Raw genomic sequence first — 13,570 nt, forward strand, 5'->3', positions numbered from 1 at the left:
CCCGACACCCTTCCTCGCGAAGGGTTCTGCCGTGCGCGGCAGGAGGTCGGCATCCGTTCGCCTCACGGCGTCCGGCTGACAGAAGAACAGTGGTGCAGCAGATCGACTCGCAAGAGCCGTTCTCGTGCCGAGGCGCGAACAGCGCCGACGTGCGTCCAATGCCCCGAGACCACCCGGTCCCGGACGGTAAGACGCCTAAAGAGAGAGAGCAGACAATGGCGGGACAGAAGATCCGCATTCGCCTGAAGTCGTATGACCACGAGGTCATCGATACATCCGCACGCAAGATCGTCGACACAGTGACCCGTGCGGGCGCGACCGTCGTCGGCCCCGTGCCGCTTCCGACCGAGAAGAACGTCGTGTGCGTCATCCGGTCGCCGCACAAGTACAAGGACAGCCGCGAGCACTTCGAGATGCGCACCCACAAGCGTCTGATCGACATCGTCGACCCGACGCCCAAGGCTGTCGACTCGCTGATGCGCCTCGACCTGCCGGCCGATGTCAACATCGAGATCAAGCTCTGAGGTTCGACATGGCTGACATCAACTCCAAGATTTCCAAGGGCATGCTGGGCACGAAGCTCGGCATGACCCAGGTGTGGAACGAGAGCGGCAAGCTCATTCCCGTCACCGTCATCGAGCTGGCGCCCAACGTGGTCACCCAGGTCCGCACGCCCGAGAAGGACGGCTACAACGCCGTTCAGATCGCGTACGGCCAGATCGACCCCCGCAAGGTGAACAAGCCGCTCTCGGCTCACTTCGAGGCAGCCGGCGTCACGCCGCGTCGTCACGTCACCGAGATCCGCACCGCGGACGCCGGCGACTACACCCTGGGCCAGGAGCTCACGGTCGACGGCACCTTCGATGCAGGCCAGCTCGTCGACGTCGTCGGCACGAGCAAGGGCAAGGGCTTCGCCGGTGTCATGAAGCGTCACAACTTCAAGGGCGTCTCGGCATCGCACGGTTCGCACCGCAACCACCGCAAGCCCGGCTCCATCGGCGCATCGTCGACTCCGAGCCGCGTCTTCAAGGGCATGCGCATGGCCGGCCGTATGGGTGGCGAGCGCGTGACCGTCCTCAACCTCACGGTGCACGCCGTCGACATCGAGAAGGGTCTGCTGCTCGTCAAGGGCGCCGTCCCCGGTGCTCGTGGCCGCATCGTCTATGTCCGCAACGCAGTGAAGGGTGCCTGAACATGGCTGACTCCACTCTCGCGCTCGACGTCCTCAAGGCAGACGGCAAGAAGGCAGGCTCGATCGAGCTTCCCGCCGCGCTGTTCGACGCCAAGACGAACATCCCGCTCATCCACCAGGTCGTCGTCGCGCAGCTCGCGGCGGCTCGCCAGGGCACGCACTCGACCAAGCGTCGTGGCGAGGTCTCCGGTGCCGGTCGCAAGCCCTTCAAGCAGAAGGGCACGGGTAACGCCCGTCAGGGTTCCATCCGCGCGCCGCACATGACCGGCGGTGGCATCGTCCACGGCCCGAAGCCGCGTGACTACTCGCAGCGCACCCCCAAGAAGATGATCGCCGCCGCCCTGCTGGGCGCGCTCAGCGACCGTTTCCGCGGTGACCGCATCCACGCCATCGAGTCCTTCGGGATCGACGGCACGCCCTCGACCAAGACCGCGGTGAACTTCCTCACCAACGTCGTCTCGTCGAAGAACGTGCTCGTCGTGATCGAGCGCAACGACGACGTGACGCTGAAGAGCATCCGCAACCTGTCGAACCTGCACGTGCTGACGTTCGACCAGCTCAACGCATACGACGTTCTCGTCTCCGACGACATCGTCTTCACCCAGGCCGCGCTCGAGGGCTTCATCGCCTCCAAGTCCGGCGCCAACCAGGAGGTCTCCGCATGAGCGAGCAGGCAGCTGTTCTCCAGACGGCCCTGAACAAGGACCCGCGCGACATCATCCTGAAGCCGGTCGTGTCCGAGAAGAGCTACGGGCTCATCGATGAGGGTAAGTACACCTTCCTCGTCGACCCGCGCGCTTCGAAGACCGAGATCAAGCTCGCCATCGAGAAGATCTTCGGCGTCAAGGTCGCTGGGGTCAACACCCTCAACCGCGTCGGCAAGGCTCGTCGCACCCGCTTCGGCACCGGCAAGCGCAAGGACACCAAGCGCGCCATCGTCACCCTGAAGTCGGGCACCATCGACATCTTCACGGCAATCGGCTGATCCGGGGGATAAGGACAATAATGGCTATTCGCAAGTACAAGCCCACGACCCCGGGCCGTCGCGGCTCGTCGGTGGCTGACTTCGCCGAGATCACCCGATCGACGCCGGAGAAGTCGCTGCTGCGCCCGCTCTCGAAGACCGGTGGTCGTAACAACCAGGGCCGCATCACGACCCGTCACATCGGTGGTGGCCACAAGCGCCAGTACCGCGTCATCGACTTCCGTCGTAATGACAAGGACGGCGTCAACGCCAAGGTCGCTCACATCGAGTACGACCCCAACCGCACCGCGCGCATCGCGCTGCTGCACTACTTCGACGGTGAGAAGCGCTACATCCTCGCTCCGGCGAAGCTGAAGCAGGGCGACGTCATCGAGTCAGGTGCCGGGGCTGACATCAAGCCGGGTAACAACCTCCCGCTGAAGAACATCCCCACCGGTACCGTCATCCACGCGATCGAGCTCCGCCCCGGCGGCGGCGCGAAGATGGCACGTTCGGCCGGTGCATCCGTCCGTCTCGTCGCCAAGGATGGCAACTTCGCTCAGCTGCGTCTCCCCTCGGGCGAGATCCGCAACGTCGATGCGCGCTGCCGCGCGACCATCGGCGAGGTCGGCAACGCCGAGCAGTCGAACATCAACTGGGGTAAGGCCGGCCGCATGCGCTGGAAGGGCGTCCGCCCGACCGTGCGTGGTGTCGCCATGAACCCGGTCGATCACCCGCACGGTGGTGGTGAGGGTAAGACCTCTGGTGGTCGTCACCCCGTCTCCCCGTGGGGCCAGGCTGAGGGTCGTACCCGTCACGCCAACAAGGAAAGCGACAAGTACATCGTGCGTCGTCGTAACGCCGGCAAGAAGCGTAAGTAGGAGTAAGAGAAGATGCCTCGCAGTCTTAAGAAGGGCCCCTTCGTCGACGATCACCTGCTTCGCAAGGTGGTCGTGCAGAACGAAGCCGGCACCAAGAACGTCATCAAGACCTGGTCCCGTCGGTCCATGATCATCCCGGCGATGCTGGGTCACACGATCGCGGTCCACGACGGACGCAAGCACATTCCTGTGTTCGTGTCCGAGACCATGGTCGGTCACAAGCTGGGCGAGTTCGCGCCCACCCGCACCTTCCGCGGCCACGAGAAGGACGACAAGAAGGGGCGGCGCCGCTAATGGTCGAATCGATCGCACGCGTGCGACACATCCGCGTGACCCCTCAGAAGGCTCGTCGTGTCATCGCGCTCATCAAGGGCAAGCAGGCCCAGGAAGCTCTGGCGATCCTGAAGTTCGCACAGCAGAGCGCCAGCGAGCCGATCTACAAGCTTGTCGCGTCGGCCATGGCCAACGCGCAGGTCAAGGCAGATCGTGACGGCGAGTTCCTCGACGAGCAGGACCTCTACGTGTCCAGCATCTACGTCGACGAGGGCTCGACGCTCAAGCGTTTCCGCCCCCGTGCACAGGGTCGCGCTTTCCAGATCAAGAAGCGCACGAGCCACATCACGGTCGTGCTCTCGACGCCTGAGGCAGCTCCGGCCGCCACGGGCGACAGCAACAAGAAGGCGAGCAAGTAATGGGACAGAAGGTAAACCCGTACGGCTTCCGTCTCGGCATCACGACGGACCACGTCTCGCGCTGGTTCTCTGACTCGACGAAGCCGGGTCAGCGTTACGCCGACTACGTCGCCGAGGACATCAAGATCCGCAACCTGCTCAAGACGCAGCTCGACCGCGCCGGTGTCTCGAACATCGAGATCGAGCGCACCCGTGACCGCGTCCGCGTCGACATCCACACCGCCCGTCCGGGCATCGTGATCGGTCGTCGTGGAGCCGAGGCCGAGCGCATCCGCGGCGACCTCGAGAAGCTCTCGGGCAAGCAGATCCAGCTGAACATCCTCGAGGTCAAGAACCCCGAGGCCGATGCTCAGCTCGTCGCACAGGGCATCGCCGAGCAGCTCTCTGCTCGTGTGGCGTTCCGTCGTGCGATGCGCAAGGGTCTGCAGGGCGCTCAGCGCGCCGGCGCCAAGGGCATCCGCATCCAGGTCTCCGGCCGCCTCGGCGGCGCCGAGATGAGCCGTTCCGAGTTCTACCGCGAAGGTCGTGTGCCGCTGCACACGCTTCGCGCGAACATCGACTACGGCTTCTACGAGGCGAAGACCACGTTCGGCCGCATCGGCGTGAAGGTCTGGATCTACAAGGGCGACCTGACCGCAAAGGAGCTCGCTCGCGAGCAGGCCAATGCACCCAAGGCTCGTCGTGACGACCGTGGTGGCGACCGCCGCCGTGCCCCGCGCAACGAGGCACCTGTTGCAGAAGGAGCGTCGGCATAATGCTCATCCCCCGTAAGGTCAAGTTCCGCAAGCAGCACCACCCGGGTCGCTCGGGTCAGGCAACCGGTGGCACGAAGGTCTCCTTCGGCGAGTACGGTATCCAGGCCCTCACGCCCGCTTACGTGACGAACCGTCAGATCGAGTCCGCTCGTATCGCGATGACCCGTCACATCAAGCGTGGTGGCAAGGTGTGGATCAACATCTACCCCGACCGTCCGCTCACGAAGAAGCCTGCCGAAACCCGCATGGGTTCCGGTAAGGGTTCCCCCGAGTGGTGGGTCGCAAACGTCAAGCCGGGCCGTGTCCTCTTCGAGGTCGCGGGAGTCGACGAGGAGCTCGCTCGCGAAGCTCTGACCCGTGCAATTCACAAGCTGCCGCTCAAGGCACGCATCATCAAGCGCGAGGAGGGCGACGCGTAATGGCGATCGGCACCAAGGAGCTCGCTCCTACAGAGCTCGACACGTTCGAAGACCAGCGCCTCGTCGAGGAGCTGCGTAAGGCCAAGGAGGAGCTGTTCAACCTCCGTTTCCAGTCGGCCACCGGCCAGCTGGAAAGCCACGGCCGCATCCGCGCCGTCAAGCGCGACATCGCGCGTCTCTACACGGTGATCCGCGAACGCGAGCTGGGCATCCGTGCGACGCCCGCTCCGGTCGAGGTTCCCGCGAAGAAGGCGACCAAGTCGAAGGCGAAGAAGGCGGACTCCGCTGACGACGCCGTGAAGGAAGAGGCTGAGTGATGGCCACCAAGAAGGAAGCGACTGCGGAGACGCAGGTCGTCGGACACGAGTCATCCGAGCGCGATGTCCGCGACTCCGCTGCCCGCGGTTACCGCAAGGCACGCCGCGGCTACGTCGTCAGCGACAAGATGGACAAGACCATCGTGGTCGAGGTCGAGGACCGCGTGAAGCACCCGCTTTACGGCAAGGTCATCCGCCGCACCTCGAAGGTCAAGGCGCACGATGAGGCGAACTCCGCCGGCATCGGCGACCTGGTCCTGATCAACGAGACCCGCCCGCTGAGCGCCACGAAGCGCTGGCGCCTGGTGGAGATTCTGGAGAAGGCCAAGTGATTCAGCAGGAATCCCGACTCAAGGTCGCCGACAACACCGGCGCCAAGGAGCTGCTCACCATCCGTGTTCTCGGTGGATCGAAGCGCCGCTACGCGGGCCTCGGCGACACGATCGTCGCGACCGTCAAGGACGCGATCCCCGGTGGCAACGTGAAGAAGGGCGACGTCGTCAAGGCGGTCATCGTCCGTACCAAGAAGGAGGTCCGTCGTCCGGACGGCTCCTACATCAAGTTCGACGAGAACGCCGCAGTGATCCTGAAGAACGACGGGGAGCCCCGCGGCACCCGTATCTTCGGGCCGGTCGGTCGTGAGCTTCGCGACAAGAAGTTCATGAAGATCGTCTCGCTGGCGCCGGAGGTCATCTAATCATGGCGAAGATCAAGAAGGGTGACCTGGTTCAGGTCATCACCGGTGCCACGCAGGAGCGTGGCGGCGACCGCGGTAAGCAGGGCAAGGTGCTCGACATCCTTGCTGAGAAGAACCGCGTCATCGTCGAAGGCGTGAACTACGTCACCAAGCACACCCGCGTCGGACAGACGCAGCGTGGCACGAAGACCGGAGGCATCGAGACCGTCGAAGCCTCCATCCACATCTCGAACGTCGCACTTGTCGACCCTTCGACCAAGAAGCCGACCAAGGTCGGCCACCGGGTCGAGGAGCAGACGAAGGACGGCGTCAAGCGCACCGTCCGCGTGCGTTACGCGAAGAAGAGCGGTAAGGACCTCTGATGAGCACCGACACTGCCGCGCCGGCTGGCAAGATCCAGCCGCGCCTGAAGCAGAAGTACAACACCGAGATCAAGAAGGCGATGCAGGAAGAGTTCGGTTACGCGAACGTCATGCAGATCCCCGGACTGGTCAAGGTCGTCGTGAACACCGGTGTCGGCGAGGCAGCTCGCGACAGCAAGGTGATCGATGGCGCGGTCGAAGACCTCACCAAGATCACCGGCCAGAAGCCGATCGTCACGAAGGCCCGTAAGTCCATCGCGCAGTTCAAGCTGCGTGAGGGCCAGGCCATCGGCGCGCACGTCACCCTCCGTGGCGACCGTGCGTGGGAGTTCGTCGACCGCCTCGTGTCGCTCGCACTGCCCCGTATCCGCGACTTCCGCGGCCTCTCGGGCAAGCAGTTCGACGGCAACGGCAACTACACCTTCGGTCTCCAGGAGCAGAGCGTGTTCCACGAGATCGATCAGGACAAGATCGACCGGGTTCGCGGTTTCGACATCACCGTCGTCACCACCGCGAAGACGGATGACGAGGGTCGGGCACTGCTCCGTCACCTCGGCTTCCCGTTCCGCTCGGAAGACGCACAGGCGTAACACCCTTGACGGGCTCAGTACACCTCTTGCCGTCATAAGCCAGGTGTGTCACTGAGCCCGTCGATGTGCACGTACAATTGAAAATTGCGTGTCATCGCAGGCCGTCTGTCGTGTAACGGCAGCCGGAACCTCATGAACAAAGGAAATCAACAATGACAATGACAGACCCGGTCGCAGATCTGCTGACCCGTCTGCGCAACGCGAACTCGGCGCACCACGATTCCGTGACCCTGCCGTCGAGCAAGCTCAAGACGCACATCGCCCAGATCCTCCAGCAGGAGGGCTACATCGCTGGCTGGGAGACCTCTGACGCTCGCGTCGGACAGAACCTCACGCTGACGCTGAAGTACGGTCCGAACCGTGAGCGCTCGATCGCTGGCATCAAGCGTGTCTCGAAGCCCGGCCTCCGCGTCTACGCAAAGTCCACCGAGCTCCCCACGGTTCTCGGCGGCCTCGGCGTGGCCATCCTGTCCACCTCCTCCGGTCTCCTCACCGACCGTCAGGCTGAGCAGAAGGGCGTGGGCGGAGAAGTTCTCGCCTACGTGTGGTAATTCGAAATGTCGCGTATTGGACGACTTCCCATCGACGTTCCTGCGGGCGTGACCATTACGGTCGACGGCCGTCAGGTCGCGGTGAAGGGCCCCAAGGGTGAGCTCACCCTGACGGTTGCCAATCCTATCGAGGTCGCGGTCGAGGAGAACCAGGTTCTGGTCTCCCGTCCCGACGACGAGCGCGAGTCTCGGTCGCTTCACGGCCTGACCCGCACGCTCATCAACAACAACATCATCGGCGTGACCCAGGGCTACACCAAGGGTCTCGAGGTCGTCGGTACCGGTTACCGCGTGCAGCAGAAGGGCAGCTCGGTCGAGTTCGCCCTCGGCTTCTCGCACCCGGTCCTGATCGACCCGCCTGCCGGCATCACGCTCACGGTCGAGGGCACCACCAAGCTCACCGTCAGCGGAATCGACAAGCAGGCTGTCGGCGAGGCAGCTGCCAACATCCGCAAGATCCGCAAGCCCGAGCCGTACAAGGGCAAGGGTGTGCGCTACGCCGGCGAGATCGTGCGTCGCAAGGCCGGAAAGAGTGGTAAGTAACCATGGCTCTCAAGTCAAAGTCTGACGCCCGCGCGCGTCGTCACGCCCGCCTTCGCAAGAAGGTCGTCGGCACCGAGGCGCGTCCGCGTCTCGTCGTCAACCGTTCGGCCCGCCACGTCTTCGTGCAGCTGGTCGACGACAGCAAGGGTCACACCGTCGCGTCGGCATCGACGCTCGAGACCGACCTGCGCTCGCTCGAGGGTGACAAGACCGCCAAGGCCCGCAAGGTCGGCGAGATCCTCGCCGAGCGTGCGAAGGCTGCCGGCGTTTCCGAGGCAGTGTTCGACCGTGGCGGTAACCGCTACGCCGGTCGTGTCGCCGCCATCGCCGACGGCGCCCGCGAGGGGGGTCTGGCACTGTGAGTGACAACAAGGAGAACGAAGTGACCGAAACGGCTGCTGCCGCTCCCGAGGCGGCTGCTGTCGTCTCTGAGACGGCCGCCGGCACGACCCAGGCCGAGCCTGCTCGCGAGGGCCGCCGCGGCGGCGGTCGCGATCGGAACCAGGGTGGCGGTCGTGACCGCAACTCGCGCGACCGTGGCGACAACCAGTTCCTGGAGCGCGTCGTCACCATCAACCGCGTCTCGAAGGTCGTGAAGGGTGGTCGTCGCTTCAGCTTCACCGCTCTCGTGGTCGTCGGTGACGGCAACGGTCTGGTCGGCGTCGGCTACGGCAAGGCCCGAGAGGTCCCTCTGGCGATCTCGAAGGGTGTCGAAGAGGCCAAGCGCAACTTCTTCCGCGTTCCGCGCGTCGGCAGCACCATCCCGCACCCGGTGCAGGGTGAGGCGGCCGCCGGTGTGGTCCTGCTTCGTCCGGCCGCTGCCGGTACCGGTGTTATCGCCGGTGGTCCGGTCCGCGCCGTGCTCGAGTGCGCCGGTATCCACGACGTGCTGTCGAAGTCGCTCGGTTCCTCGAACACGATCAACATCGTGCACGCGACGGTCACCGCCCTGAAGCAGCTCGAGGAGCCTCGTGCGGTCGCCGCGCGTCGTGGCCTCGAGTTCGACCAGGTCGCCCCTGCGCGTCTCGTGCGCGCCGAGGCTGAGGCAATCGCCGCACAGAAGGTAGGTTCCTGATGGCCGCGCGACTGAAGGTCACGCAGATCAAGTCCAAGGTGAGCGAGAAGCAGAACCAGCGCGACACGCTGCGCAGCCTCGGTCTGAAGCGGATCGGTGACACCACCGTCCGCCCCGACGACGCGCAGACGCGCGGTTACGTCAAGACCGTCGCACACCTCGTCAAGGTTGAGGAGATCGACTAATGGCTGAGAAGAACGAAGCCGTCGAGGCTGAGAAGGCCACGAAGAAGGCTGCAGCTCCCAAGGCTGCCGCCGAGAAGAAGCCGGCAGCGAAGAAGGCTCCGGCCAAGGCCGCTGCCAACGCCAAGGCTGAGGCTCCGGCCAAGAAGCCTGCTGCCAAGAAGGCAACGCCTGCGAAGGATGCTCCGGCATCCCGCCCCGGCGTGCTGAAGGTGCATCACCTGCGTCCCGTCCCCGGGTCCAACACCGCCAAGACTCGCGTCGGCCGTGGTGAGGGCTCGAAGGGTAAGACCGCTGGTCGTGGAACCAAGGGCACCAAGGCGCGCAACACCGTTCGCGTCGGCTTCGAGGGTGGGCAGATGCCGCTGCACATGCGCACCCCGAAGCTGCGCGGGTTCAAGAACCCGTTCCGCGTGGAGTACCAGGTCGTGAACCTGGAGAAGCTCGCGGAGCTGTACCCGAAGGGTGGCGATGTCACCATCGGCGACCTGGTCGCCAAGGGTGCCGTTCGCAAGAACGAGAAGGTCAAGGTTCTCGGAAACGGCGACATCGCCGTGAAGCTCACCGTTTCGGTCGACAAGGTCTCGGGTTCTGCCGAGCAGAAGATCGTCGCGGCAGGCGGATCCGTCAAGTAGCCGCATTGCAAGAGGGGCCGGAGATTCTCCGGCCCCTCTTGTGGTTTCACACTCCGAGACCTCGCTCTGGGGCCGCATCCGGCGGGCCTGGTATCGGTGGCGAATTCCGGGAAGCCCGGTTTGCGTTACCCTGGTCTTTCAGCCGTCCTTCGGGAGCCGGCAACCTTTTCAGGAGGAACGTCCTTGTTTAGCGCCATCGCGCGGATCTTCCGCACCCCCGACCTGCGTCGGAAGATCGGTTTCACTCTCGCCATCGTTGCGATCTACCGTCTCGGGTCCAACGTTCCGGCACCGTTCGTGAACTTCCCGAACGTCGAAGAGTGTCTCGCCGCCAACGCGGGCACCGATGGGCTGCTCGGACTGGTCAACCTCTTCTCCGGCGGCGCGCTGCTGCAGCTGTCGATCTTCGCGCTCGGCGTCATGCCATACATCACCGCGACGATCATCACGCAGCTCCTGCGCGTCGTCATCCCGCACTTCGAGGCGCTGCACAAGGAAGGACAGGCCGGACAGGCCCGTCTGACCCAGTACACGCGTTACCTCACGATCGCCCTCGCGCTGCTCCAGTCGACGACTCTCGTCACGGTCGCGCGCAGCGGTCAGCTCTTCGGTACCACCGACCTCGCAGCGTGCCAGCAGCTGCTGACGAACGACGTGTGGTGGGCACAGCTGCTCATCATCATGGCGATGACGGCCGGTACCGGTCTCATCATGTGGTTCGCAGAGCTCGTCACCGAGCGCGGCATCGGCAACGGAATGTCGCTGCTCATCTTCACCTCGATCGCTGCGACCTTCCCCGGTGCGATGTGGACGATCTGGGAGAGCAAGGGCTTCGAGGTCTTCCTGTTGGTCCTGCTGGTGGGAATCATCGTCATGGGGCTCGTCGTCTTCGTCGAGCAATCCCAACGTCGAATCCCGGTGCAATACGCCAAGCGCATGGTGGGCCGCCGCACCTACGGCGGTACGAACACCTACATCCCGATCAAGGTGAACATGGCGGGTGTGATCCCTGTGATCTTCGCCTCGTCGCTGCTGTACATCCCGGCGCTCATCGCGCAGTTCAACACCCCGCAGGACGGATCGACTCCGGCAGCCTGGGTGACCTGGATCAGTGCGAACTTCACGACGGGTAACAGCCCGGTCTACATGGCGGCATACTTCCTGCTGATCATCGGGTTCACCTACTTCTACGTGGCGATCACGTTCAACCCGGTAGAGGTCGCGGACAACATGAAGAAGTACGGCGGGTTCATCCCGGGTATCCGTGCCGGGCGTCCGACGGCCGAGTACCTCGATTACGTGCTCACCCGCATCACGCTTCCCGGATCGCTGTACCTCGGCCTGATCGCGCTCATCCCGCTCATCGCTCTGGCCACCGTCGGCGCCAACCAGAACTTCCCGTTCGGTGGCGCGTCGATCCTCATCATCGTCGGTGTGGGTCTCGAGACGGTCAAGCAGATCGACGCGCAGTTGCAGCAGCGACACTACGAAGGGCTCCTCCGATGACAGCATCCGCCCGTCTTCTCATCGTCGGCCCGCAGGGTTCCGGCAAGGGCACGCAGGGCGTGCGCATCGCCGAGTCCTACGGCATCCCGGTCGTGTCGACCGGCGACATCTTCCGCGCGAACATCAAGGAGGGGACGCCCCTCGGTCAGCAGGTCACGGCGATCCTCGACAAGGGTGACCTCGTTCCGGATGAGCTGACGAGCGAGATCGTGCGCGACCGGCTGTCACAGGATGACGCCGCTCAGGGGTTCCTGCTCGACGGGTACCCGCGCAACACCGCGCAGGTCGCCCACCTCGAGTCGTTCCTCTCCGAGCGGGGAGAGGCGCTCGACGCCGTCATCCTCCTCGATGTGCCGCGGGAGGAGAGCCTGGAGCGTCTGACGCTCCGTGCGACCGAGCAGGGGCGTTCTGACGACACCCCTGAGGCTATCGGTCACCGTCTCGACATCTACGAGCGTGAGACCGCCCCGATCATCGAGGTATACGGCCCCAAGGGCATCGTGGATCGCATCGACGGCGTCGGCTCGCTCGACGAGATCACCGAGCGCATCTCCGAGGCACTGGCCGCGCGCGGCCTGCGTCTCGCGGCCTCAGCGTCCTGAGATGTTCCGCCGGTCGATTTACAAGACCCCGGCTCAGCTGCGAGCCATGGTGGAGCCGGGGCTCATAACGGCTGCGGCGCTCGATGCCGTCCGCCCGTTGATCAAGGCCGGCGTCACGACGCTGGAGCTGGATGCGGTCGCGAACCGCACGATCCTTGCCCGTGGCGCGGAGTCGAACTTCCAGCTGGTGCGCGGCTACAGCCACACGACCTGCATCTCGGTCAACGAGCAGGTCGTCCACGGCATCCCGGGGGAGCGGGTGCTGCAGCCGGGCGACATCGTGTCGGTCGACTGCGGAGCGCAGTTCCAGGGGTGGAACGGCGACAGCGCCATCACGGTGGTCGTTCCCGACCCGGAGCGACCGGAGCTGGTCGCCCGCCGCGAGGAGCTCTCCCGCGTCACCGAGGGCTCCATGTGGGCCGGTATCGCCGCGATGGCGTCCGTCTCATCGATCGATGAGATCGGTGCAGCGATCCAGGGGTACATCGAGGCGCAGGGCCCCTCAGCGGTCTCCGGCGAGACCTACGGGATCCTGCGCGAGTATGTGGGCCACGGCATCGGTCGCAAGATGCACGAGGCGCCCAGTGTCTTCAACTACCGCACGCCCGATCGCGGCGAAGATGTGAAGCCCGGTCTCGTGCTCGCGATCGAGCCGATGGTCACCGCCGGTGGCGATGCGACCTTCATCGAGGAAGACGACTGGACGGTCACCACGGTCGATGGCACGGACGGCTCCCATTGGGAACATAGTGTCGCACTGCATGATGGTGGTATCTGGGTGCTGACTGCGCCCGATGGTGGAAGAGCCGGACTCGCCCCGTTCGGGGTAGAGCCTCGAGAGATCGGAAAGTAATGGCAGCGGCGAAGAGCAACACCAACTGGTTCGCGATCGGCGTCTCGATCGCCGTGGTCGTCGTACTGGTGGCGATCGGTGGACTCGTGGTGTTCCTCAACAACCAGGCCACTGCGCCCGGTGCGACCCCCGAGGCCAACGACACGTTCAACTCCGAGACGGGCGCGATCTCGTTCGGCGACGGCGAAGACACCATCGCCGTCTTCGTCGACTTCCAGTGCCCGGTCTGCAAGACCTTCGAAGACCAGTTCGGCCCCCAGCTCGAGGCCGCGGCCGCTGACGGGCGCATCACGCTCGAGTACCACCCGATCGCCATCCTCGACCGCTTCTCGCAGGGCACCGAGTACTCCTCTCGCTCGGCCGGCGCGGCCGTGTGCGTTGCCGAGTCGAACCCCGACCTGTACCTCGACTACGCCAAGACCCTGTTCGAGAACCAGCCCGCGGAGAACTCCTCCGGTCTGACCACCGAGCAGCTCGCAGGCTTCGCGACGCAGGTCGGCGCAGACGACGCGGTCTCGTGCATCACCGACGAGACCTACCGCAAGTTCGGTGCGGCTCAGGCGAAGGCCCACGAGATCGGCGGGACGCCGACAGTCGACATCAACGGGACACGCCTCAACCTGCAGGACCAGGCCGACCTGAAGAAGTTCACCGACCTGATCAGCTGAGCCGACGGCTTCCCGCCCCTGGCGGTCAAGTTGCCGGATGGCCCCAGAGCGTCTAACATAGATCTTTGGTGCTTTGTGCCTTGATT

General features: G+C 64.7%; 24 protein-coding genes. All 24 read left to right on the forward strand.

The features are described from left to right. Positions 1-215 precede the first annotated feature (215 nt). The 24 genes from rpsJ (at position 216) to ACIQTX_RS06395 (ending at position 13,484) form a co-directional block, all read left to right on the forward strand. On the forward strand, positions 216-524 hold the full coding sequence (rpsJ, locus tag ACIQTX_RS06280; protein ID WP_017201594.1) for a 30S ribosomal protein S10: 309 nt from the start codon (positions 216-218) through the stop codon (positions 522-524). 8 nt (positions 525-532) lie between these two features. After that, positions 533-1,192: a 50S ribosomal protein L3 gene (rplC, locus tag ACIQTX_RS06285; RefSeq protein ID WP_105526208.1), complete on the forward strand. Its 660-nt coding sequence runs from the start codon at positions 533-535 to the stop codon at positions 1,190-1,192. Positions 1,193-1,194: 2 nt separating this feature from the next. Beyond that, positions 1,195-1,857 carry a 50S ribosomal protein L4 gene (rplD, locus tag ACIQTX_RS06290; RefSeq protein ID WP_021201122.1) on the forward strand — a complete coding sequence of 221 codons (663 nt, stop codon included), beginning with the start codon at positions 1,195-1,197 and terminating at the stop codon, positions 1,855-1,857. Beyond that, positions 1,854-2,177 (forward strand): 50S ribosomal protein L23, encoded by a 324-nt coding sequence (rplW, locus tag ACIQTX_RS06295; RefSeq protein WP_105526207.1) that lies wholly within the window; start codon positions 1,854-1,856, stop codon positions 2,175-2,177. The genes rplD and rplW overlap by 4 nt, the downstream gene beginning before the upstream one ends. A gap of 20 nt (positions 2,178-2,197) precedes the next feature. Further along, positions 2,198-3,037 carry a 50S ribosomal protein L2 gene (gene rplB / locus ACIQTX_RS06300; RefSeq protein WP_028502461.1) on the forward strand — a complete coding sequence of 280 codons (840 nt, stop codon included), beginning with the start codon at positions 2,198-2,200 and terminating at the stop codon, positions 3,035-3,037. Between the two features lie 12 nt (positions 3,038-3,049). Then, positions 3,050-3,331 carry a 30S ribosomal protein S19 gene (gene rpsS / locus ACIQTX_RS06305; protein ID WP_017829205.1) on the forward strand — a complete coding sequence of 94 codons (282 nt, stop codon included), beginning with the start codon at positions 3,050-3,052 and terminating at the stop codon, positions 3,329-3,331. After that, positions 3,331-3,729 (forward strand): 50S ribosomal protein L22, encoded by a 399-nt coding sequence (rplV, locus tag ACIQTX_RS06310; protein WP_105526206.1) that lies wholly within the window; start codon positions 3,331-3,333, stop codon positions 3,727-3,729. Before rpsS ends, rplV begins: the two co-directional genes overlap by 1 nt. Then, positions 3,729-4,484, forward strand: a complete 756-nt coding sequence (gene rpsC / locus ACIQTX_RS06315; protein ID WP_017201587.1) for a 30S ribosomal protein S3 — start codon at positions 3,729-3,731, stop codon at positions 4,482-4,484. The genes rplV and rpsC overlap by 1 nt, the downstream gene beginning before the upstream one ends. Beyond that, positions 4,484-4,903 carry a 50S ribosomal protein L16 gene (gene rplP / locus ACIQTX_RS06320; RefSeq protein ID WP_017829203.1) on the forward strand — a complete coding sequence of 140 codons (420 nt, stop codon included), beginning with the start codon at positions 4,484-4,486 and terminating at the stop codon, positions 4,901-4,903. The genes rpsC and rplP overlap by 1 nt, the downstream gene beginning before the upstream one ends. Beyond that, positions 4,903-5,220, forward strand: coding sequence for a 50S ribosomal protein L29 (gene rpmC, locus ACIQTX_RS06325; protein WP_105526205.1), 318 nt, complete (start codon positions 4,903-4,905; stop codon positions 5,218-5,220). Before rplP ends, rpmC begins: the two co-directional genes overlap by 1 nt. Further along, positions 5,220-5,552 carry a 30S ribosomal protein S17 gene (gene rpsQ / locus ACIQTX_RS06330; RefSeq protein ID WP_105526204.1) on the forward strand — a complete coding sequence of 111 codons (333 nt, stop codon included), beginning with the start codon at positions 5,220-5,222 and terminating at the stop codon, positions 5,550-5,552. Before rpmC ends, rpsQ begins: the two co-directional genes overlap by 1 nt. Further along, positions 5,549-5,917, forward strand: coding sequence for a 50S ribosomal protein L14 (rplN, locus tag ACIQTX_RS06335; protein WP_017201583.1), 369 nt, complete (start codon positions 5,549-5,551; stop codon positions 5,915-5,917). Before rpsQ ends, rplN begins: the two co-directional genes overlap by 4 nt. A 2-nt stretch (positions 5,918-5,919) precedes the next feature. Beyond that, positions 5,920-6,279, forward strand: a complete 360-nt coding sequence (rplX, locus tag ACIQTX_RS06340; RefSeq protein WP_028502457.1) for a 50S ribosomal protein L24 — start codon at positions 5,920-5,922, stop codon at positions 6,277-6,279. Continuing rightward, on the forward strand, positions 6,279-6,869 hold the full coding sequence (gene rplE / locus ACIQTX_RS06345) for a 50S ribosomal protein L5 (protein ID WP_036274229.1): 591 nt from the start codon (positions 6,279-6,281) through the stop codon (positions 6,867-6,869). Before rplX ends, rplE begins: the two co-directional genes overlap by 1 nt. Positions 6,870-7,021: 152 nt before the next feature. After that, positions 7,022-7,420 (forward strand): 30S ribosomal protein S8, encoded by a 399-nt coding sequence (gene rpsH, locus ACIQTX_RS06350; protein ID WP_021201117.1) that lies wholly within the window; start codon positions 7,022-7,024, stop codon positions 7,418-7,420. A gap of 6 nt (positions 7,421-7,426) precedes the next feature. Further along, the gene (rplF, locus tag ACIQTX_RS06355) at positions 7,427-7,963 is read left to right on the forward strand and encodes a 50S ribosomal protein L6 (protein WP_028502455.1); all 537 of its coding nucleotides are present in this window, start codon (positions 7,427-7,429) and stop codon (positions 7,961-7,963) included. A gap of 2 nt (positions 7,964-7,965) precedes the next feature. Further along, positions 7,966-8,325: a 50S ribosomal protein L18 gene (gene rplR / locus ACIQTX_RS06360; RefSeq protein ID WP_028502454.1), complete on the forward strand. Its 360-nt coding sequence runs from the start codon at positions 7,966-7,968 to the stop codon at positions 8,323-8,325. A gap of 20 nt (positions 8,326-8,345) precedes the next feature. Further along, on the forward strand, positions 8,346-9,038 hold the full coding sequence (gene rpsE / locus ACIQTX_RS06365) for a 30S ribosomal protein S5 (RefSeq protein ID WP_028502453.1): 693 nt from the start codon (positions 8,346-8,348) through the stop codon (positions 9,036-9,038). Next, positions 9,038-9,223, forward strand: a complete 186-nt coding sequence (gene rpmD / locus ACIQTX_RS06370; protein WP_017201575.1) for a 50S ribosomal protein L30 — start codon at positions 9,038-9,040, stop codon at positions 9,221-9,223. The genes rpsE and rpmD overlap by 1 nt, the downstream gene beginning before the upstream one ends. Next, positions 9,223-9,855 carry a 50S ribosomal protein L15 gene (gene rplO / locus ACIQTX_RS06375; RefSeq protein ID WP_036274225.1) on the forward strand — a complete coding sequence of 211 codons (633 nt, stop codon included), beginning with the start codon at positions 9,223-9,225 and terminating at the stop codon, positions 9,853-9,855. Before rpmD ends, rplO begins: the two co-directional genes overlap by 1 nt. A 183-nt stretch (positions 9,856-10,038) precedes the next feature. Next, a complete protein-coding gene (secY, locus tag ACIQTX_RS06380; protein WP_028502451.1) occupies positions 10,039-11,361 on the forward strand; it encodes a preprotein translocase subunit SecY in 1,323 nt (440 codons plus the stop codon). Beyond that, on the forward strand, positions 11,358-11,963 hold the full coding sequence (locus tag ACIQTX_RS06385) for an adenylate kinase (RefSeq protein ID WP_105526203.1): 606 nt from the start codon (positions 11,358-11,360) through the stop codon (positions 11,961-11,963). The genes secY and ACIQTX_RS06385 overlap by 4 nt, the downstream gene beginning before the upstream one ends. 1 nt (position 11,964) lies before the next feature. After that, positions 11,965-12,816, forward strand: coding sequence for a type I methionyl aminopeptidase (gene map, locus ACIQTX_RS06390; protein ID WP_402970312.1), 852 nt, complete (start codon positions 11,965-11,967; stop codon positions 12,814-12,816). Beyond that, a complete protein-coding gene (locus ACIQTX_RS06395; RefSeq protein ID WP_402970314.1) occupies positions 12,816-13,484 on the forward strand; it encodes a DsbA family protein in 669 nt (222 codons plus the stop codon). Before map ends, ACIQTX_RS06395 begins: the two co-directional genes overlap by 1 nt. Positions 13,485-13,570: the final 86 nt, after the last annotated feature.

Source organism: Microbacterium sp. NPDC090281 (assembly GCF_044769635.1).
GTDB lineage: Bacteria > Actinomycetota > Actinomycetes > Actinomycetales > Microbacteriaceae > Microbacterium.

Excerpts from the sequence above, each read along its gene's own strand:
- rplP (WP_017829203.1), top strand. The coding sequence starts at position 4,484 with ATGCTCATCCCCCGTAAGGTCAAGTTCCGCAAGCAGCACCACCCGGGT.
- rplW (WP_105526207.1), top strand. The coding sequence starts at position 1,854 with ATGAGCGAGCAGGCAGCTGTTCTCCAGACGGCCCTGAACAAGGACCCG.
- rpsH (WP_021201117.1), top strand. The coding sequence starts at position 7,022 with ATGACAATGACAGACCCGGTCGCAGATCTGCTGACCCGTCTGCGCAAC.
- rplB (WP_028502461.1), top strand. The coding sequence starts at position 2,198 with ATGGCTATTCGCAAGTACAAGCCCACGACCCCGGGCCGTCGCGGCTCG.
- rplE (WP_036274229.1), top strand. The coding sequence starts at position 6,279 with ATGAGCACCGACACTGCCGCGCCGGCTGGCAAGATCCAGCCGCGCCTG.
- rplO (WP_036274225.1), top strand. The coding sequence starts at position 9,223 with ATGGCTGAGAAGAACGAAGCCGTCGAGGCTGAGAAGGCCACGAAGAAG.
- rpsS (WP_017829205.1), top strand. The coding sequence starts at position 3,050 with ATGCCTCGCAGTCTTAAGAAGGGCCCCTTCGTCGACGATCACCTGCTT.
- rpmC (WP_105526205.1), top strand. The coding sequence starts at position 4,903 with ATGGCGATCGGCACCAAGGAGCTCGCTCCTACAGAGCTCGACACGTTC.
- rplD (WP_021201122.1), top strand. The coding sequence starts at position 1,195 with ATGGCTGACTCCACTCTCGCGCTCGACGTCCTCAAGGCAGACGGCAAG.
- rpsQ (WP_105526204.1), top strand. The coding sequence starts at position 5,220 with ATGGCCACCAAGAAGGAAGCGACTGCGGAGACGCAGGTCGTCGGACAC.
- rpsC (WP_017201587.1), top strand. The coding sequence starts at position 3,729 with ATGGGACAGAAGGTAAACCCGTACGGCTTCCGTCTCGGCATCACGACG.
- rplV (WP_105526206.1), top strand. The coding sequence starts at position 3,331 with ATGGTCGAATCGATCGCACGCGTGCGACACATCCGCGTGACCCCTCAG.
- ACIQTX_RS06385 (WP_105526203.1), top strand. The coding sequence starts at position 11,358 with ATGACAGCATCCGCCCGTCTTCTCATCGTCGGCCCGCAGGGTTCCGGC.
- map (WP_402970312.1), top strand. The coding sequence starts at position 11,965 with ATGTTCCGCCGGTCGATTTACAAGACCCCGGCTCAGCTGCGAGCCATG.
- rpmD (WP_017201575.1), top strand. The coding sequence starts at position 9,038 with ATGGCCGCGCGACTGAAGGTCACGCAGATCAAGTCCAAGGTGAGCGAG.
- rpsJ (WP_017201594.1), top strand. The coding sequence starts at position 216 with ATGGCGGGACAGAAGATCCGCATTCGCCTGAAGTCGTATGACCACGAG.
- ACIQTX_RS06395 (WP_402970314.1), top strand. The coding sequence starts at position 12,816 with ATGGCAGCGGCGAAGAGCAACACCAACTGGTTCGCGATCGGCGTCTCG.
- rplC (WP_105526208.1), top strand. The coding sequence starts at position 533 with ATGGCTGACATCAACTCCAAGATTTCCAAGGGCATGCTGGGCACGAAG.
- rplF (WP_028502455.1), top strand. The coding sequence starts at position 7,427 with ATGTCGCGTATTGGACGACTTCCCATCGACGTTCCTGCGGGCGTGACC.
- rplR (WP_028502454.1), top strand. The coding sequence starts at position 7,966 with ATGGCTCTCAAGTCAAAGTCTGACGCCCGCGCGCGTCGTCACGCCCGC.
- rplX (WP_028502457.1), top strand. The coding sequence starts at position 5,920 with ATGGCGAAGATCAAGAAGGGTGACCTGGTTCAGGTCATCACCGGTGCC.